This is a genomic window from Achromobacter sp. RTa, from assembly GCF_000757485.1.
Lineage (GTDB): Bacteria > Pseudomonadota > Gammaproteobacteria > Burkholderiales > Burkholderiaceae_B > Achromobacter.
The window spans coordinates 235689-253241 of the sequence record NZ_JPYO01000036.1; the positions used below are offsets into that span (position 1 = coordinate 235689).

A 17553-nucleotide genomic window follows, 5' to 3' on the forward strand; every position below is an offset into this window, starting at 1 on the left:
CCCCAGCCCGCGATCCCTATGCTGCGACATGCTCTCGCCCCGATGTTCGAACCCAGTTCGCTGGTGATCGTTGCCGACCGGCCCCTGCCGGCGGCAGGCTCGCTGTCGCCCGCGCTCAAGGCGAAAACCACGGTCGTCGCCTGCGAAGCGGGCGCGGCGCCGGACCTGCCGCGGAGCCTGCAGGGCCTGGCGGCGGGGGAACGGCCCGATCTGGCCCTGGTTTGCGTGTCTCCGGCGGTCCTGCCGGAGACGCTGCGCCGCCTGTCGCCCGTGGCGCCCCGCTCGGTGATCCTGCTGCCGCACGAGCTGCCCGATCCCTATCCGCGGGGCACGCTGGCCCTGTGCCGGGCCTGGGCGGAGGAAAACCGCTGCGAGCTGCTGGGCCCGCGCTCCTTTGGCGCGCAGCGGCCTCATGCCGGGCTGAATTTAAGTCAGCACCCGGTGCTGGCGCGCGCCGGCCGCGTGGCGCTGCTGGCCCAGTCGCGCTCCATCATGGCCGCAGTCATGGACTGGGCCGAGGACGTGCACATCGGTTTTTCCACCGCCGTGTCGCTGGGCGACGAAGCGGTGGTGGGCCTGCCCAAGGTGCTGGACTACCTGGCCAGCGACCCGCGCACGGACAGCATCGTGCTCTATCTCGAAGACGTGGGCCCCGCCCGCGAATTCATGAGCACCCTGCGCGCGGCGGCCTCCGTCAAGCCGGTGATCGTGCTCAAGGCCGGCCGGTCCGACACCGACAGCGGCGACGCCATCTTCGACGCCGCCCTGCGCCGCGCAGGCGCGGTGCGGGTGCGCTATTTCGTGCAGCTGTTCTCGGCGGTGAAGGTGCTGGGCTACACGCGGCGGCCCAAGGGCCGGCGCGTCGCGCTCATTTCCAACGGCAGCGGGCCGCCCCAGCTGGCCATGGATCTGATCGGCCCCGATGCGGCCGTGCTGCGCGCGGAACTCGCGCCCGCGACCCAGCGCGCGCTGGCCGCCATGCTGGAGCCGGACGCGGCCAGCTCCAATCCCGTCATCACCTTCACCCCCCTGACTCCGGACCGCATCCGCGCCATCCTGGACGCGGTGCTGGACGACGCCGGCGTGGACGGCGTGCTGGTGCTGCTGGCGCCCGACGCGCTGGCGGACATGCCGGCCGTGGCTCGGGAACTGGCGCAGATCGCGCCCAAGGCGAAGAAGCCGGTAGTGACCTGTTTCATGGGCGACGCGGGCATGAGGCCCTTGCGGCGCATGCTGGACGATGCCGGCACCTCGGCGTTCCGCACGCCCGAATCGGCCGCCGACGCCTTCGGCGTGCTGGCGACCCATCACTACAACCAGCAGCTGTTGCTGCAGACCCAGCCGCCCGAGCCCGCCAGCCATGTGCCGGACCTGGCGGCCGCCCGCGAGGTGCTGGCGCGGGTGCGCGCCGATTGCCGCCGCGAACTCACCAGCTCTGAAATCCGGACCCTGCTGGCCCTGTTCTACGTACCGCTGCGCGATATGCCCACGGACGTCGCGGCCGCCGAGCCGGAGTCGCGTCCCATGGCGATCCGCGTCCGGCGCGATCCGCAGTTCGGGCCCGTCATCCGCTTTGGCGCGGGCGGGCCGGACGCCGTGCTGTCCCTGTCGGACCGTGGCGTGGACCTGCCGCCCCTGAATGGCTTCCTGGCCCGCCAACTGATCGAACGCAGCCGGCTCTGGCGCCGGGTACTCGCCCCGCGCATCGGCCACATGGCCGCCGAAGCGCTGCAGCAGGCGCTTGTGCTGGTGTCGGAACTGGTCTCGGAACTGCCCGACATCGAATCCCTGGACATCGACCCGCTATACGCGGGTGAAATGCATCTGCGCGCCGGCGGTCTGCGGATGACGCTGACCGAAAAGCCCGGCTGCGAATCGCCCCAGGCTGCGGGCTACCCGCATATGGCGATCCATCCCTATCCGGCGCGGCTGGTGCAGGTGCGCCGCTTCGAGGACGGCATCCCCTGGGTGCTCCGGCCCATCCGTCCCGAGGATGCCGAGCCGCTGCAGGAATTCATCCGCGGCCTGTCTGAGCGTTCGCGCTACATGCGCTTCGTGTCCATGATGCGCGAACTGACGCCGCGCATGGTGTCGCGCTATACCCAGGTCGACTACCACCGCGAACTCGCCCTGGTGGCCGCCACGCAGGTTCCGAACCCGGCCAACCGCGGGCATCCGCGCGAGGTGCTGGTGGGGTTCGCGCATTACCTGCGCAACCCGGACGGCCGCGGCGCGGAGTACGCGCTGGTGATCGGCGACGACTGGCAGCGGCGCGGCCTGGGCCGCCAGCTTATGACGGCCCTGATCGATGCGGCCCGGGAGCAGGGCCTGGAATACATCGACGGCCTGGTGCTGTCGTCCAACCGTCCCATGCTGGCGCTGATGACCAGCCTGGGGTTCACCAACGACGCGGATCCCGAGGATCCGACGATGCGGCGGGTCTGGCTGAGCCTGGCCTGAGGCGGCGTCCGCCGGGGCCCGTTCAGGCCGCTTTTTCGGCCGGTCTGGCTGGCCTGAGCCGCGCCGTCGCTTCGTCCACGCTCAGCACGTCGCCGAAGAACATGATCCAGCCATGCAGGGCGTTTTCGTGCTCTGCCGGCGTGACCGCCGCCAGCGCGTCGTCGACCATGATGCTGCGGAAGTCCCGCATCATCGCGTCGCGCGCGGTGGATTCGCAGCAAACGTTGGTGACGGTGCCGGCGATCAGCAGCGTGTCCACGCCGCGCCCGCGCAGCAGGGGTTCCAGCTCCGACGAGCCGGGCGCCATGGCGCTGTAGAAGCGCTTGACCACCCGCAGGTCCGATTCGTGCGCGCGCAGGTCCGGATGCAGCGCGAACCCGGGGGAGTCGCGGCGCAGCGTCTCCAGGCGCCTCGCGCTGCGTTCCGGCGTCAGCATCACCCGATGGTGGTGCGACCAGAACGAATCCGCGTTGTCGGAGGCGGTCTGCACCCAGACGATGGTGCCGCCAGCGGCCCGGACCGCGTCGCACAGGCGGTTGATGGGGGCGATGATCGCGCGCGCCGGCGCGCATTCGCCCTGATAGCCCGGCAGCGTGAAGTACTGCTGCATGTCCACCACCACCACGGCCAGGCGCGCGGCGGGCAATTCGTCGTAGGGGTGCAGGCAGCCCTGGCGGGCCACGACCCTGTCCTTCACCCATTGGGGGAATTCCATGGCGGTTCCTTATCCGTAGCGCCGCGCGACGGCGGCTTCGATGCGATACACGGCCAGGTACATCACGCTGGAGATCACGGCCAGCGCGGCGATGGCGGTCATGACGATATTCAGCTTGAAGATCTGGCTGCCATTCATGATGAGAAAGCCCAGGCCGGAATCGGCGGACTGGAATTCCCCGACGATGACGCCCACCAGCGCCAGGCCGATGTTCATCTTTACCGCCGCGATCAGCGTGGGCACGCTGCCCGGCAGCACGACCTTGGTCAGCACCTGCCAGCGGCTGGCGCCGAACGTGTGGGCCAGCTTCACCTTATTCAGGTCGATGCCGCGGAACCCCGCATAGATCACCATGATGGTCACGAAGACCGCGATCGCCACGGCCATGCCGTACACCGCGTAGTCGGAGCCCAGCCACAGGTAGAAGATCGGCACGAAGGCGATCTTGGGCATGGCGTTGGCCACCACCAGGAAGGGGTCCAGCACCTTGTACAGGAAGTCGGACCACCATAGCGCGGCGGCCACCACGATGCCGATCAGCATGCTCAGCGTGAAGCCCACCAGCGTCGCGGATAGGGTGGTCATGATGTGCTTGCCCAGGCTGCCGTGGTTCCACAGTTCGATGAACGTGGGCCACAGGGCGCTGGGATAGCTGGTCAGCAGCGGGTTGAGGATGTGCATGCGCGGCAGGATCTCCCAGGCGCACAGGAAGACCGCCAGCAGCAGGACCTGCGCCACGCGGATATGGCGGCGCCGGGCTCGGTCGCGGCGCAGGTAGTCCAGGTACTTTTCGCTGGGGGCGCGCACGGCGCGCAGGGGAACGGTGTTGGCGACGGGCGCGTTCATGGTCAGCCCTCCACGTGGACGTCGAGTTCGTCCCACAACTGTTTGAAGTAGGTGTTGAATTCCGGCCGCGACCGCGCCTGGAACGGAGTCGGCCGGGCCTGGCCGTCGCCGTAATGGATGCGGTACTGGCTCTTCAGTCGGCCGGGCCGGCGCGACAGCACGATCACGCGGTCGGTCATGGCGATGGCCTCGCCGATGTCGTGCGTGACCAGCACCACGGTCTTGCCTTCGCGCCGCAGGATGTCCACGACTTCGTCGGAGATCGCCAGTCGCGTCTGGGAATCCAGCGCGGAAAAGGGTTCGTCCAGCAGGATCACGTCCGGCTCGGTCACCAGCGTGCGGGCCAACGCGGCGCGCTGGCGCATGCCGCCCGACAGCTGGCGCGGCGTGTGCGACAGAAAGGCGCCCAGCCCGCATTTCTCCAGCAGATGCACGGCGCGCGCCTCGCTGCGCGCATCGCGCCGTCCCTGGATCTCGGCGCCCAGCATCACGTTGTCCAGGATGCTGCGCCATTCGAACAGGTAGTCCTGCTGGAGCATGTAGCCGATGCGCGGATTGGGCTTGGTCACGGCCTGGCCGTCTATGGCCACCGAACCCGAGGTGGGCGGAATCAGCCCGGCGATCAGCGACAGCAGCGTGCTCTTGCCGCAGCCGCTTTGCCCGATCAGGCTGACGAATTCGCCCGCGGCCAGCGTGAACGACACGTTCGACAGCGCCTCGGTTTCGCCCTCCTGCGTGAAGTACGAAAGACAGACGTCGCGCAGCTCGATTTTCGCCGTGGCCGCGTCCGGCTTGAGGTTGTGGACGACGGCGCCCATCATTGCGCCTTCCTGGCGAAATCCGCCACCACGACGTCCTCGTACTTCACGCGGGCGCCGTCCTTCATGACCGCGCTGGCGACCAGCATGTCCTGCAGCTGCTGCATCGCTTCCGCGGTCACCAGCGGAGAGCGCTTCCAGATCTGGTACTTCTTGTAGCGTTCGATGGCCTCGGTGACGGCGGCCTGGTCCATGCCCGGGAAGTACGCCATGATCTGCGGCGTCAAGGTGGCCGCGGGCGTGTCCTGGACGTACTTCTCGGCGCGCGCCACCACGTTCGTCCAGGCCTGGATGACCTTGGGATTGTCACGGATGTATTTGTCGGTGGCGGTAAAGACGGTGTAGTCCACCTGGCCCACTTCGTGGCCGATAGACGCCACGATATAACCCTTGCCGTTGCGCACCAGCTCGCCGGCCTCGGGCTCAAGAAAGATGCCGTACTCGCCCTGGCCCGCCATCCAGGCGCCGGCGCGCGCCGGAATGCCGATGTTGTTCAGCAATTTCACGTCCTTCTGGGGATCCACGCCGTGCTTGCGCAGCGCCGTTTCCAGGAACACGAGCGGATTGGAGCCCGGCCGGAAGCCGATCACTTCCTTGCCCTTGAGCATGGACCAGTCGAACTTCTCCACCGGCTTGCGCGCCAGCAGGAAGAAGCCGTCGGTGGCGGTCAGCCCGGCAAAAATCTTCGGTTTCACCGGAGATTCGCTGTTCTGCACGTAGATGGAGGCCTCGGGGCCGATCAGCACGATATCGGCGCTGCCCGAGAGCAGGGCGGTCATGCCTTTGTCGGTGCCCTGGGACGTTTTCATCGCCACGTCCAGGCCCGCTTCCTTGAAGTAGCCCTGCGTGAGGGCGACGTACTTGGGCACGTAGAGGATGGAACGCACCACCTCTTCGTAGCGGACCTTCACGGGGGGAGTCAGGGCTTCGGCCTGCGCGGCCAGGGGGGCGAATAGCGCGAGTAGCACGGCGCCCGCCAATCGGAGCGATGGCAAGGATTTCACGGGACTTTCTCCTGCGTCTTGATGCCACGCCGATACCCGGCGCAACACACGGCCAATGGGAATGGGTCGACTACAACAACAGGGAAGCCCGAACACCTTCTGCCCGGGCCGGTGAGGCTTGAATCGAATACTATATTCAATGCAAACAGGCGACAAGACCTTTTGCGTTTGCCATGTTTCTCTATGTACGAGGGGAGGCCAGCCCTGGTAACTTCAGAGCTTGAATCGCACTTGGTATACAGAAATGGGCTTACCCATTGCGGAGGAAGCGATGGGTTCGGCGCCTGGGGGCTGGGGCCGCGCGGATCGGCGCCCTTGCGCCGCGCCATCCGGCGGACGGGGCGCTCGGGCCGTGGGCGGCTGCGTCAGGCGGCCAGCACCTTGTTCAGGAACGCCGAAATATCCCGCACTTCCTCGGCGCAGACGGAGTGCGGCATCGGGTAGGTGTGCCAGCTTACGCCGTAGCCCAGGCGTTGCAGCTCGGCCAGCGAGGCCTGTGCCCGGGCCAGCGGCACCACGGGGTCGTATTGGCCGTGAGCCAGGAAAATCGGCGTGTCCTGGTTGGCTCCATCACGTTCGGCCTCGGCCGTATCCATGAGGGGCAGGTAGCCGGACAGGCACATCATGCCTGCCAGCTTCTCGGGCAGGCGGATGCCGGTATGCAGGGTCATGGCGCAGCCCTGGGAGAACCCGGCCAGCACGATCTTCGAGGTCGGGATGCCGCGGGCGTTCTCGCGCGCGATCAGCTTGCGGATCGCGGCTTCCGAGGCGCGGATGCCCTGGCCGTCCTCGACGCGCACCAGGTCCATCACCAGGATGTCGTACCAGGAACGCATCGCCATGCCGTTGTTGATCGTCACGCGCTGCACCGGCGCGTTGGGGAACACGAAGCGCACGGCCGCGCCTGCCGGCAAGTCCAGCTCCGGCACGATGGGCGCGAAGTCGTTGCCGTCGGCTCCCAGGCCGTGCAGCCAGATCACGGCATGGGTGGGGTTGGGAGCGGTTTCGATCTCGATGCAATCGAGCAGGTCGGTCGGAGCGTTCATGGACGGGCCGGTGAAAATCAGGGAGTGAGGGCCTTCAAGGCCTGGAACAGCGCGCGGTAATGCTTCTTCTGGGGTTCCTGGCCCTGCAGCAGCGAGGCGTTGGCCAGGCGCTCCTTGCGGGCGGCGCGGATGAGGGCGCGCAGTTGCTGGGCATCTGCCTGGGGGTTGTTGTTGAGCAGCCGGGTGAGGGCGTCGTCGTCGTCCAGGAGCCGGTCGCGCAGCGTTTCCAGCCGATGCATCGCGGCGGTTTCCTCTCGCGAGCCGTTTTCCCAGATGTCCAGCTGCGCGCGGATTTCATCCGCGGGCGCGTCACGCATCAGCTTGCCCACGAAGTGAACCTGGCGCCGCTTGCCCTCGCGTCCGGTGGTGCGCTGCGCAACGCGGATCGCCTCGTAGAGGCGCTCTTCCAGGGGCAGCTGCTTGAGGCGTTCGGGGGACAGTTCGATCAGCTGCTTGCCCAGGTCCAGCAGGGCGTGCATTTCGCGCTTGATCTGGGACTTGCTGGGGCGGTCGTAACCGTTCTCGTCGTAGCCGTCGTCGACGGATTCTTCTTCGGTATGGGAATTCATGGAAAACTGCGCAATGACAGACTTGGCTATGATAACCGTCTCTGCAAATTGGACAGCAATGGTTAAATCCTCCTCATCCTTGCCGCTGGCGGCGAATCACGCGCGTTTTTCCGAACTCGTCGAACAAACCCTTGCCTACGCGCGCCAGATCGGCGCCTCCGACGCCGCTGCGGAAGTGTCGGAAAGCCTGGGCCTGTCGGTCTCCGTCCGCAAGAACGACATCGAAACCGTCGAACAGACGCGCGACCGTTCGCTGGACCTGACGGTCTACGCGGGCCAGAGCCGCGGTTCCGCCTCTACGTCCGACTTCTCCGAAGCGGCGCTGCGCCAGACGGTGGAAGCCGCCTGGCATATTGCCCGCCACACCGCCGCCGACCCGGCCGCCGGCCTGCCGGACGCCGATCAGCTGGCAACCGAATTCCCCGACCTGGACCTGCATCGCGCCTGGAACGTGTCCACCGAAGAGGCGGCCGAGCTGGCGCTGCGCGCCGAGCGCGCCGCCCGCGAGGTCGATTCCCGCATCACCAATACCGACGGCGCCACCGTGGGCACCTACGAAGGCCAGTTCGTGATGGGCAATACGCGGGGCTTCCTGGGGGGGTATCCGTACTCCCGCCACAGCCTGTCGGTGGCGCCCATCGCCGGCCGCGGCAACGGCATGCAGCGCGACTACTGGTACACCTCCGAGCGCGATCCGGCCAAGCTGGCCTCGCCCGAGGCCATCGGCCGCTACGCCGCGGAACGCACGCTGTCGCGCCTGTCGGCGCGCCGCATCCGCACGGGCAAGTTCCCCGTCCTGTTCGAGGCCCCGCTGGCGCTGGGCCTGGTCGGCGCCCTGACGCAGGCCGCCAACGGCGGCGCGCTCTACCGCAAGGCCAGCTTCCTGGTCGACGCGCTGGGCAAGCCGATCTTCCCCGAGCACATCAACCTGACCGAAGACCCGCACATTCCCGGCGCCATGGGCAGCTCGCCCTTCGACGACGAGGGCGTGCGCACGCGCCGGCGCAACGTGGTTTCGGCCGGCGTCCTGGAGGGCTACTTCCTGTCGTCCTACACGGCCCGCAAGCTGGGCATGGCGACCACGGGCAACGCCGGCGGTTCGCACAACCTGGTGTTCAGCTCCACGCTGACCCGGCGTGGCGACGACTTCGAAGCCATGCTGAAGAAACTGGGCACGGGTTTCCTGGTAACCGAACTCATCGGCCAGGGCGTCAACTACGTGACGGGAGACTACTCGCGCGGCGCGTTCGGCTACTGGGTGGAAAACGGCAAGATCCAGCATGCGGTGCAGGAAGTCACCATCGCGGGCAACCTGGCCGATATGTTCAAGCAGATCGTCGCGATCGGCGCGGACACCATTTCGCGCGGAACCAAGACCACCGGCTCGATCCTCATCGAAGAAATGGCGATCGCCGGGATCTGATCCCGGTCTGCGGCGGTGGCTCGGCCGCCGCGGCGCATCCCCTGCCTCCTCCGGTCTTTGCAATCCCTTACCGGATCGGGGCTTCCGCTCCGGCCCCATCTCGGCGTGTAATATCCGGCGGGTATCGCTCGATGTCCAGGTGTCGCTGTAAAGGAGCAAAGAGATGCAACGACGTTCATTCTTGAAGCGCGCCGGGCTGGGCGCCGTCGCAACCGGAGCCGCCGTAAGTACGCCCGTGTTCGCCCAGGACATGCCGTCCGTGAGTTGGCGCTTGTCGTCCGGATTTCCCAGCGCGCTGGACTTGCGCATCGGCACCGGCGAAAGTTTCTGCAAGTTCGTCTCGGAAGCCACGGGCGGAAAATTCAATATCCGCCATTTTCCCGAAGGCGAGATCGTGTCCGCCGTAGACCTGATGGAAGCGGTGTCCACCAAGAAAGTCGAGTGCGGCCACGTTTCCTCCCGCGCTTACTATGCCAAGAACCCCATCTTCTGCTTCGACGCCGCCGTGCCCTTCGGGCTGAACGCGCGGCAGATGAACGCCTGGATGAGCGAAGGGGGCGGCCTGCGCCTGACCCGCGAGCTCTTCAAGCCCGAGAAGATCATCAACTTCCCGCTGGGCAACACCGGCGCCCAGATGGGCGGCTGGTACAACAAGGAAATCAAGCGGCCGGGCGACCTCAAAGACCTGAAAATGCGTGTTGGCGGCCTGGCCGGCGAGGTGCTGGCGCGCATGGGCGTGGTTCCGCAACAGGCGGACATGGCCAAGCTGGCCGAGGCCTTCGAGAAGGAAGGGCTGCAGGCGGTGGCGGGAGCGGGGGCCTACGACGACGAGAAACTCGGCCTGAATAAAGTAGCTAAGTATTACTACGCACCCGGCTGGTGGGCGGGCGGCGAGCAGCTGTCGCTTTATATCAACGACGAAGCCTGGAACGCCCTGCCCAAGAATTACCAGGCGGTAGTGGATGCCGCCGCCCAGGCCGCGCACGCCGCCTCGACCGCCCGCTACGACGCCCGCAACCCGGGCACGCTGGCCCAATTGGCGGCCAATGGCGCGCAAATCCGCGCGTTTCCCCGGTCCATCATGGACGTGGCGTTCGAGACCACGCAGCAGGTCTACCAGGATTTGGGCGCCAAAGACCCCAAATTCAAGGCGATGCATGATAGTTACATGGGGTTTCGCGACAGCGAGATGCCGTGGTTCCGCCTGACCGAAAGCGCTTACGGCCAGTACCTCGGCGTCGCGCTATCGGGCAGAATATAGGACGCCCGCCGAGGCTGAATGGCATTCGGCGAGCGTTAGGGTTTTTGCTAGTAACCCCGCATTTTTTACAAAAAAATGGGCGGTTTGTAGGCTTTTGTTGAACGGCATTCGAGTATCGGCCTGATACAAAGGAGTAATATCCCGGGTCTTGACGCGCAAACATGACGCCTTTAGGCGGCATCCGACGTCAATCCGGCAGGATTACATCAGCCCGGATTACCAATATTCCGAGACAGACTTTAAGGTGGTACCAACCATGCAATCCAAGACCAAGAAGCTGCTGGCCGCGCTGATCGCCGCCGGTGTCGTTCCGGCCGCCTACGCTGCCGACATCAAAGTGGGCGTGGCGGAAGCCCTGTCCGGCGGTGCCGCCCAATACGGCGTGTCGATCCGCAACGGTTTCCAGCTTGCCGCTGATGAAATCAACGCCGCGGGCGGCATCAACGGCAACAAGATCGTCCTCGTGATCGAAGACGAGCAAGGCAAGAAAGAAGAAGCGATCAACGTCTTCAAGAAACTGATCTTCAAGGACAACGTCCTGATGGTCTTCGGCCCCACGCTGTCGAACTCGGCCCAGGCCGCCGACCCGATCGCCCAGGCCGCCAAGACGGTCGCCTTCGGCACCTCCAACACCGCCGACGGCATCACCTCCATCGGCAACTACGTGTTCCGCAACTCGGTCACCGAAGCCGATGTGCTGCCGGCCACCATCTCCACCGTCAAGGCCAAGACCGGCCTGAAGAACGTCGCGGTCCTCTACGGCAACGACGACGTCTTCACCAAGAGCGGCTACGACAACTTCAAGAAGGCCCTGGAAGACCAGAAGATCCCGGTCACCACGACCGAAACGTTCGCCAAGGGCGACGTGGACTTCAAGGCCCAGCTGACCAAGATCAAGGGCACCAACCCTGACGCCATCGTGCTGTCCGCGCTGCTGGCCGAAGGCGCTCCGATCATGGTCCAGGCCCGCCAGCTCGGCCTGAACGTGCCCGTCATCGGCGGCAACGGCATGAACTCCGTCAAGATTTTCGACCTGGCCCCGGGCGGCGCGTCGAACAATCTGTGGATCGGCAGCCCGTGGTCCATCGAGAACAAGGCCCCCGAGAACGTCAAGTTCATCGATGCCTACAAGGCCAAGTTCAACGGCGCGCCCGACCAGTTCGCGGCCCAGTCGTACGACGCCATGTACATCGCCGCCCAGGCCCTGAAGAACGTCAAGCTCTCCGGCGAACTGGCCAAGGATCGCGCTGCCCTGCGCGATGCGCTGCCCGCCGTGACCTGGACCGGCGCCACCGGCGCGTTCAAGTTCCGCCAGGCCACCGACCGTGCCGGCAAGCCCGCCGGCTACGACGCCGACCAGGCGCCGATCGTCAGCGTGACCAAGGACGGCAAGTACGTCATCGAGAAGTAAGCAGGCACGCATCCCCGCGGGGGGATGCTCCTTGCGGAGGGCCTGGCCGCCGTCCGCAAGGCAGTTTTGATCTCAGGGCCATCCCAAGATGAAAAAGCCCCCTTGCGCGGGGCGGAGAATCCACGCGAGGGGAATGGCGTGGAGGCCCTGGTAGTTGCCGTAAGGCCACAAGATGGAAGCACGCCCCACGGGGCAGCCGGCTCGCGCGGAAGGACGTCGCGCGACGGCTCTTTTTATCGCTGCGCCGCGCTACCCGGCGCAATGTCCCCGGAAGGGGGCCGCAAGCCCACGCAGAAGGCGCCGCGTGGCCTTTTTTTGATTTGGAACGTCCCATCATGTTGGAACAACAATTCGTCAACGCCTTGTCGCTGGGCTGTGTGTATGCACTGTTCGCGCTGGGCTTCACGCTGGTCTTCGGCGTGCTCGGGGTGATCAACCTGGCGCATGGCGCCGTCTTCATGGTCGGCGCCTACGCGGCCCTGACCGTGGTGCAGCAGTTCAGCCTGCCCCTGTGGGCCGCGCTGATGGTCGCCTTCTTCGTCGCCGGCTTCACCGGGGTCATCATCGACTATCTGGTGCTCAAGCCGCTGCGCAAGCGCAACGCGCCCCACCTGATCCCCATGATCGCCACCATCGGCGTGGGCATCATCCTGAACAACGGGGCCCAGGGCATCTTCGGCGCCAGCAACCTGCGCTTCCCGCACGGCACCGTGCCGGAAGAGGTGATCGAGATCGCCGGCCTGCACCTGACCGTCATCGAGCTGGGCATCATCTTCCTGTCGTTCGCGCTGATGGCCGTGCTGATGTTCGTCATGCGTCGCACCCAGTTCGGCCGCGCGCTGCGCGCCATCGCCGAATCGCCCAAGGCCGCCTGGCTGCTGGGCATCAACGTCGAACGCCTGTTCGTCACCACCTCGTTCGCCGCCGCCGCGCTGGGCGGAGTGGCCGGCGTGCTGATCGGCCTGTACTCGAATGCGCTCTTCCCGCTGATGGGCCAGCCGATGCTGCACAAAGGCATCGCGGTCATCATCCTGGGCGGCATGGGCGACATACGCGGCGCCATGCTGGGCGGTCTCTTTCTGGGCTTCGCCGAAGTGCTGTCGGTGGCGTACATCGGCTCCACCATGCGCGACGCCGTGGCATTCGGCCTGCTGTTCCTGATCCTGCTGGTGCGCCCGCAAGGTCTGTTCGGCAAAGTGGTTCAACGCAAGGCTTGAGTATGAGCGGATTCGAAAACTTCTGGGCCATCTATGGCAACCTGGTGCTCACGCTGGGCACCAACGCACTGTTGGCCCTTTCCATCTGGCTGACGCTGGCTTGCGGCATGCTGGCCATGGCCAACGCCGCCTTCATGGGCATCGGAGCATACGCCGCCGCGCTGCTCACCATGAACTACGATGCTCCGTTCACGGTCGCGCTGGCGGGCGGCATGGCCGCGCCCGCGCTGGTGGCGGCACTGATCGGCCTGCCGACCCTGCGCCTTTCCGGGGTCTACCTCGCCATGGCCACCCTGGGCTTCGGCGAAGTGGTGCGCGTGACGGTGCTGAACACCGAATCGATCACCGGCGGCGCGCTGGGGCTCAACGGCATTCCGCAGCTGACGCAGTGGTGGCACGTGGTCCTGGCGGTGGTCATCGTGCTGTTCGTGCTGTGGCGCGTCCGCGCCTCCAAGGTCGGCCGCGCCTTCGACGCCATTCGCGGCGACGAGACCGCGGCGGGCCTGATGGGCATCGACGTGCGCGCCAACAAGATGCTGGCCTTCGTGGCGGGCGCCATGATCGCCGGCCTGGCCGGCGCGCTCAACGCCCACCTGACCTTCTTCATTGGTCCCAACGAATACGGCTTCGACCGTGGCGTGGAAATCCTGACCATGGCGATCCTGGGCGGCATCGGCGGCCTGACCGGCCCCGTGCTGGGCAGTTTCATCATTACGGTGCTGCCCGAACTGCTGCGCGGATTCGCGGATTTCCGCCTTGTCCTCAACGGAGTGATCCTGGTGGTGATTGTGTTGTTCCTGCCGCAAGGCATCTGGGATCCGGCGCGCTTCAAGCGCTGGATGCGTCAAGGAGGCAAGCGCCATGCTTGAGCTCTCCTCCGTCTCCAAGAGTTTCGGCGGCCTGCACGTGCTGCATGACGTCAGCCTGTCCGTGCCCGAGGGCGCCATCTTCGGCCTGATCGGGCCCAACGGCGCCGGCAAGACCACGGTGTTCAATCTGATCACCGGCCTGTTGCCGCCCAGCGGCGGCTCGATCACCTTCAAGGGCGAGAGCGTACTGCGCAAGAAGCCGCACAGCATCACCCGCATGGGGATCGCGCGCACGTTCCAGAACATCCGTCTCTTCAAGGAAATGACGCTGCTGGAAAACGTGGTCGTCGGCGCCTACCGCCACATGAACTACGGCTTTCCCAGCCTGCTCCTCGGCCTGCCCGGATTCCGCGAGCACGAGAAGCACGCCCGCGAGCGCGCCCACGAGCTGCTGACCTGGATGCGCCTGGACCACAAGGCCAACGACCTGGCGGACAACCTGTCCTACGGCGAGCAGCGCCGCCTGGAGCTGGCGCGCGCGCTGGCCACCGAGCCCAAGCTGCTGCTGCTGGACGAGCCCGTGGCCGGCATGAACACCGGCGAACGCGCCGAACTCATGCGCGAGATCCTGGCCATCCGCGACCGCGGCTACACCATCCTCATGATCGAGCACGACATGCGCTTCGTCATGGGCCTTTGCGAACGCATTGCGGTGCTGAACTTCGGCAAGATCATCGCTTGCGGCGGTCCTGAAGAGATCCGCAACAACGAGCAGGTCATCGAGGCCTACCTGGGCCGCGAAGACGACGAGGACACCGAACAAGCGGAGGGCGCGAAATGAGCGCAATGCTGGAAGTCCGCGGGCTCGAGGTCAATTACGGCCACATCGAGGCTGTCCGCGGCATAGACCTGGACCTGAACGCCAAGGAAATCACCGCGCTGGTGGGCGCCAACGGCGCCGGCAAATCGACCACGCTGCTCGCGCTGTCGGGGCTCTTGCCCAAGGCGCGCGGCCGCATCCTGTTCGAAGGCGAGGACATCACCAACCTGGCGCCCCACCAACTGGTGGCGCGAGGCATCGTGCAGGTGCCGGAAGGCCGGGCGATCCTCACCACCATGACGGTGCTGGAGAACCTGGAGCTGGGCGCATACCGCCGCGGGCTGAAGAACGTCGGCAACGACCTGGAATACGTGTTCAACCTGTTTCCGCGCCTGAAAGAGCGGATCACGGGCATCGCCGGCAACCTGTCCGGCGGCGAACAGCAGATGCTGGCCATCGGCCGGGCCCTGATGGCCAAGCCGCGCCTGCTCCTGCTGGACGAACCGTCGATGGGCCTGGCCCCCATCGTGGTGCAGGAGATCTTCCGGTCGCTGCGCGCCATCAACGCCGACGGCCTGACCCTGTTCCTGGTGGAGCAGAACGTGCGCCAGGCGCTCAAGATCGCCCAACAGGGCTACGTGCTGGAGAACGGCGCCATGGCGCTGACGGGCACGGGCCGCGAACTGCTGGGCCACCCTCGCGTATTGGAAGCCTACCTGGGCGCCTGACACAGGACGGGGGATGTGTCCCTCGTTCCAGGCATCGGCCGGCGCTCTTCGGACGCCGCCTGCCGGTTTCCCGCAGTCAACCCAGTTGCCCATTTTTTGAGCAGCTGTGTTAGAATTGCAGGCTTTCCCTCATTTTGGCCATTGCACGGGCGGGTAATAACGCTTAGGCGAGGCGCCGAGATCCTCCACGAACCGGGTGCTAGCAGTAGTAGATAGCAGCTAGGTAGCAGATTAGCCCGGGGGCTGGTGCGGTTTGGGGGAAGAAGCTGGCTGGATGGTCCGGCCAGAATTTTTTTACTAGGAACCATCATGAAGACCTTTGTGGCCAAGCCGCATGAAGTCCAACGTGACTGGTTTGTGATCGACGCCAAGGGCAAAGTCCTCGGTCGTGTGGCCAGCGAAGTCGCACGTCGTCTGCGTGGCAAGCACAAACCTGAATTCACGCCGCACGTTGATACCGGTGACTACATCGTCATCATCAACGCTGCCGATATCGTCGTTACGGGTAGCAAGGCGAAGGACAAGAAGTACTTCCGCCACACCACGTACCCGGGCGGTATCCGTGAAACGAACTTCGAGAAACTCCAAGAGCGTTTCCCCGGCCGCGCCATCCAGAAGGCTGTCAAGGGCATGCTGCCCAAGGGTCCTCTGGGCTACGCCATGATCAAGAAACTGAAGGTGTACGCCGGTGCCGAGCACCCGCACACCGCCCAGCAGCCCAAGACGCTGGATATCTAAGGAAACGCCATGATCGGTAACTGGAATTACGGAACCGGCCGTCGCAAAACCTCGGTGGCTCGCGTTTTCATCAAGAAGGGCACGGGTAAGATCGTCGTCAACGGCAAGCCCGTCGACGAGTTCTTCGCCCGCGAAACCGGCCGCATGATCGTGCGCCAACCGCTGGAACTGACCGGCCACCTGGAATCGTTCGACATCAAGGTCAACGTGCACGGCGGCGGTGAAACCGGCCAGGCCGGCGCAGTCCGTCACGGCATCACGCGCGCCCTGATCGACTACGACGCGACCCTGAAGTCCGCGCTGTCGCAAGCTGGCTTCGTGACCCGCGATGCCCGTGAAGTCGAACGTAAGAAGGTCGGCTTCCGCAAGGCACGTCGTCGCAAGCAGTTCAGCAAGCGTTAATGCCCTGCAAAAAAGCCCGCTTCGGCGGGCTTTTTTGTCGCTGGAATTCCGTCGCTGGAACCTCGCCGCGGAACTCCGCGGATCGCCTCCGGTCGGAACTAGGGGTTGCGGTGCCATTCCGGGCGCTCCGCCGCAATATCCGCTGTCCCGAGCGATACAATCTATCCTCGTTCTACGAAGAGCACACACCATGGCCCAAGCATCGAATACCCGCATCAAGGTCGGCATCGTCGGCGGCACCGGCTACACCGGCGTCGAGCTGCTGCGCTTGCTGTCGCAGCACCCCAACGTGGAACTGACCGCCATCACGTCCCGCAAGGAAGACGGATTGCCTGTCGCCGACATGTATCCGAACCTGCGAGGCCGCGTGAAGCTCGCTTTCTCCGCTCCGGAAAAGGCCACGCTGACGGATTGCGACGTGGTGTTCTTCGCTACGCCCCATGGGGTGGCCATGGCCCAGGCCCAGGAGCTGATCTCCGCCGGTACCCGGGTCATCGACCTGGCCGCGGACTTCCGCCTGCAGGACATCCCCACCTTCGAGCGCTGGTACAAGATTCCCCACACCTGCCCGGACATCCTGGCCGAATCCCAGTATGGCCTGGTGGAGTTGAACCGCGAAGCCATCTCCAAGGCCCGCGTGATCGGCAATCCCGGCTGCTATCCCACCACAGTCCTGCTCGGCCTGGCGCCGTTGCTGGAAGGCGGCAAGAAGCTGGTGGATGCGCAAACCCTGATCGCGGACTGCAAGTCCGGCGTGTCGGGCGCCGGCCGCAAGGCCGAAGTGGGCTCGCTGTTCTCGGAAGCCTCCGACAACTTCAAGGCCTACGGCGTGGCGGGCCATCGCCATCACCCCGAAATCGTCGCCCAGCTCGAGAAGATCGCCGGCGGCAAGGTCGGCCTGACCTTCGTGCCGCACCTGGTGCCGATGATCCGCGGCATGTTCTCCACGATCTACGCGCGCATCCTGCCCGAAGCCCGCGATACCGATTTCCAGGCGCTGTTCGAGCAACGTTACGCGGATGAGCCGTTCGTGGACGTAATGCCCGCCGGCAGCCTGCCCGAAACGCGTTCGGTGCGTGCCTCCAATAACCTGCGCATCGCGCTCAGCCGTCCCGGCAACGGCGACCAGCTGATCGTGATGGTGGTCCAGGACAACCTGGTCAAGGGCGCCGCCGGCCAGGCCGTCCAGAACATGAACCTGATGTTCGGCATCCCTGAATCCACCGGCCTGGACCAGGTCGCCATCTTGCCCTGATGTACCCGGGCTGGCGGCCCTCGGGCCGTCA

At 65.7% G+C, this 17553-nt stretch carries 17 protein-coding genes; 11 read left to right on the forward strand and 6 right to left on the reverse strand.

From position 1 onward, the window contains the following. Positions 1-18: 18 nt before the first annotated feature. Positions 19-2460 (forward strand): GNAT family N-acetyltransferase, encoded by a 2442-nt coding sequence (locus tag JL37_RS14290; RefSeq protein ID WP_043544803.1) that lies wholly within the window; start codon positions 19-21, stop codon positions 2458-2460. A 22-nt stretch (positions 2461-2482) separates the two neighbouring features. Here JL37_RS14290 and JL37_RS14295 read toward each other — a convergent pair whose 3' ends face one another. The 6 genes from JL37_RS14295 to yjgA all read right to left on the reverse strand — a co-directional run bounded on the left by JL37_RS14295 (position 2483) and on the right by yjgA (position 7458). Beyond that, on the reverse strand, positions 2483-3175 hold the full coding sequence (locus tag JL37_RS14295; protein ID WP_043544804.1) for a cysteine hydrolase family protein: 693 nt from the start codon (positions 3173-3175) through the stop codon (positions 2483-2485). A 9-nt stretch (positions 3176-3184) separates the two neighbouring features. Further along, positions 3185-4021, reverse strand: a complete 837-nt coding sequence (locus tag JL37_RS14300) for an ABC transporter permease (RefSeq protein ID WP_043544805.1) — start codon at positions 4019-4021, stop codon at positions 3185-3187. A 2-nt stretch (positions 4022-4023) separates the two neighbouring features. Beyond that, a complete protein-coding gene (locus JL37_RS14305) occupies positions 4024-4839 on the reverse strand; it encodes an ABC transporter ATP-binding protein (protein ID WP_043544986.1) in 816 nt (271 codons plus the stop codon). After that, on the reverse strand, positions 4839-5843 hold the full coding sequence (locus JL37_RS14310) for an ABC transporter substrate-binding protein (protein WP_052097200.1): 1005 nt from the start codon (positions 5841-5843) through the stop codon (positions 4839-4841). Before JL37_RS14310 ends, JL37_RS14305 begins: the two co-directional genes overlap by 1 nt. A 365-nt stretch (positions 5844-6208) precedes the next feature. Continuing rightward, positions 6209-6889: an alpha/beta hydrolase gene (locus JL37_RS14315; RefSeq protein ID WP_043544807.1), complete on the reverse strand. Its 681-nt coding sequence runs from the start codon at positions 6887-6889 to the stop codon at positions 6209-6211. 17 nt (positions 6890-6906) lie between these two features. Next, entirely contained in the window at positions 6907-7458 is a 552-nt protein-coding gene (gene yjgA, locus JL37_RS14320; protein WP_043544808.1) for a ribosome biogenesis factor YjgA, read from the reverse strand. 58 nt (positions 7459-7516) lie between these two features. Here yjgA and pmbA point away from each other — a divergent pair, with 58 nt between their 5' ends. The 10 genes from pmbA (at position 7517) to argC (ending at position 17522) form a co-directional block, all read left to right on the forward strand. Next, entirely contained in the window at positions 7517-8881 is a 1365-nt protein-coding gene (gene pmbA, locus JL37_RS14325; protein WP_043544809.1) for a metalloprotease PmbA, read from the forward strand. A 163-nt stretch (positions 8882-9044) separates the two neighbouring features. Then, positions 9045-10142 (forward strand): TRAP transporter substrate-binding protein, encoded by a 1098-nt coding sequence (locus JL37_RS14330; RefSeq protein WP_043544810.1) that lies wholly within the window; start codon positions 9045-9047, stop codon positions 10140-10142. 256 nt (positions 10143-10398) lie between these two features. Next, a complete protein-coding gene (locus tag JL37_RS14335) occupies positions 10399-11553 on the forward strand; it encodes an ABC transporter substrate-binding protein (RefSeq protein WP_043544811.1) in 1155 nt (384 codons plus the stop codon). Between the two features lie 335 nt (positions 11554-11888). Then, the gene (locus JL37_RS14340; RefSeq protein ID WP_043544812.1) at positions 11889-12770 is read left to right on the forward strand and encodes a branched-chain amino acid ABC transporter permease; all 882 of its coding nucleotides are present in this window, start codon (positions 11889-11891) and stop codon (positions 12768-12770) included. A 2-nt stretch (positions 12771-12772) separates the two neighbouring features. Next, entirely contained in the window at positions 12773-13639 is an 867-nt protein-coding gene (locus JL37_RS14345) for a branched-chain amino acid ABC transporter permease (protein ID WP_043544813.1), read from the forward strand. Continuing rightward, the gene (locus JL37_RS14350; RefSeq protein WP_043544815.1) at positions 13632-14420 is read left to right on the forward strand and encodes an ABC transporter ATP-binding protein; all 789 of its coding nucleotides are present in this window, start codon (positions 13632-13634) and stop codon (positions 14418-14420) included. The genes JL37_RS14345 and JL37_RS14350 overlap by 8 nt, the downstream gene beginning before the upstream one ends. Then, positions 14417-15127, forward strand: a complete 711-nt coding sequence (locus JL37_RS14355; protein WP_043544816.1) for an ABC transporter ATP-binding protein — start codon at positions 14417-14419, stop codon at positions 15125-15127. Before JL37_RS14350 ends, JL37_RS14355 begins: the two co-directional genes overlap by 4 nt. 309 nt (positions 15128-15436) lie before the next feature. Beyond that, positions 15437-15865 (forward strand): 50S ribosomal protein L13, encoded by a 429-nt coding sequence (gene rplM / locus JL37_RS14360; protein WP_043544818.1) that lies wholly within the window; start codon positions 15437-15439, stop codon positions 15863-15865. A gap of 9 nt (positions 15866-15874) precedes the next feature. Then, positions 15875-16267 carry a 30S ribosomal protein S9 gene (rpsI, locus tag JL37_RS14365; RefSeq protein WP_042796334.1) on the forward strand — a complete coding sequence of 131 codons (393 nt, stop codon included), beginning with the start codon at positions 15875-15877 and terminating at the stop codon, positions 16265-16267. Positions 16268-16457: 190 nt separating this feature from the next. Next, positions 16458-17522 carry an N-acetyl-gamma-glutamyl-phosphate reductase gene (gene argC / locus JL37_RS14370; RefSeq protein WP_043544820.1) on the forward strand — a complete coding sequence of 355 codons (1065 nt, stop codon included), beginning with the start codon at positions 16458-16460 and terminating at the stop codon, positions 17520-17522. Positions 17523-17553 lie beyond the last annotated feature (31 nt).

Coding starts and splice junctions, on each gene's coding strand:
- JL37_RS14295 (WP_043544804.1), bottom strand. CDS start 3,175: ATGGAATTCCCCCAATGGGTGAAGGACAGGGTCGTGGCCCGCCAGGGC.
- pmbA (WP_043544809.1), top strand. CDS start 7,517: ATGGTTAAATCCTCCTCATCCTTGCCGCTGGCGGCGAATCACGCGCGT.
- JL37_RS14345 (WP_043544813.1), top strand. CDS start 12,773: ATGAGCGGATTCGAAAACTTCTGGGCCATCTATGGCAACCTGGTGCTC.
- rplM (WP_043544818.1), top strand. CDS start 15,437: ATGAAGACCTTTGTGGCCAAGCCGCATGAAGTCCAACGTGACTGGTTT.
- yjgA (WP_043544808.1), bottom strand. CDS start 7,458: ATGAATTCCCATACCGAAGAAGAATCCGTCGACGACGGCTACGACGAG.
- JL37_RS14335 (WP_043544811.1), top strand. CDS start 10,399: ATGCAATCCAAGACCAAGAAGCTGCTGGCCGCGCTGATCGCCGCCGGT.
- JL37_RS14300 (WP_043544805.1), bottom strand. CDS start 4,021: ATGAACGCGCCCGTCGCCAACACCGTTCCCCTGCGCGCCGTGCGCGCC.
- JL37_RS14350 (WP_043544815.1), top strand. CDS start 13,632: ATGCTTGAGCTCTCCTCCGTCTCCAAGAGTTTCGGCGGCCTGCACGTG.
- JL37_RS14355 (WP_043544816.1), top strand. CDS start 14,417: ATGAGCGCAATGCTGGAAGTCCGCGGGCTCGAGGTCAATTACGGCCAC.
- JL37_RS14315 (WP_043544807.1), bottom strand. CDS start 6,889: ATGAACGCTCCGACCGACCTGCTCGATTGCATCGAGATCGAAACCGCT.
- JL37_RS14305 (WP_043544986.1), bottom strand. CDS start 4,839: ATGGGCGCCGTCGTCCACAACCTCAAGCCGGACGCGGCCACGGCGAAA.
- JL37_RS14330 (WP_043544810.1), top strand. CDS start 9,045: ATGCAACGACGTTCATTCTTGAAGCGCGCCGGGCTGGGCGCCGTCGCA.
- JL37_RS14290 (WP_043544803.1), top strand. CDS start 19: ATGCTGCGACATGCTCTCGCCCCGATGTTCGAACCCAGTTCGCTGGTG.
- rpsI (WP_042796334.1), top strand. CDS start 15,875: ATGATCGGTAACTGGAATTACGGAACCGGCCGTCGCAAAACCTCGGTG.
- argC (WP_043544820.1), top strand. CDS start 16,458: ATGGCCCAAGCATCGAATACCCGCATCAAGGTCGGCATCGTCGGCGGC.
- JL37_RS14340 (WP_043544812.1), top strand. CDS start 11,889: ATGTTGGAACAACAATTCGTCAACGCCTTGTCGCTGGGCTGTGTGTAT.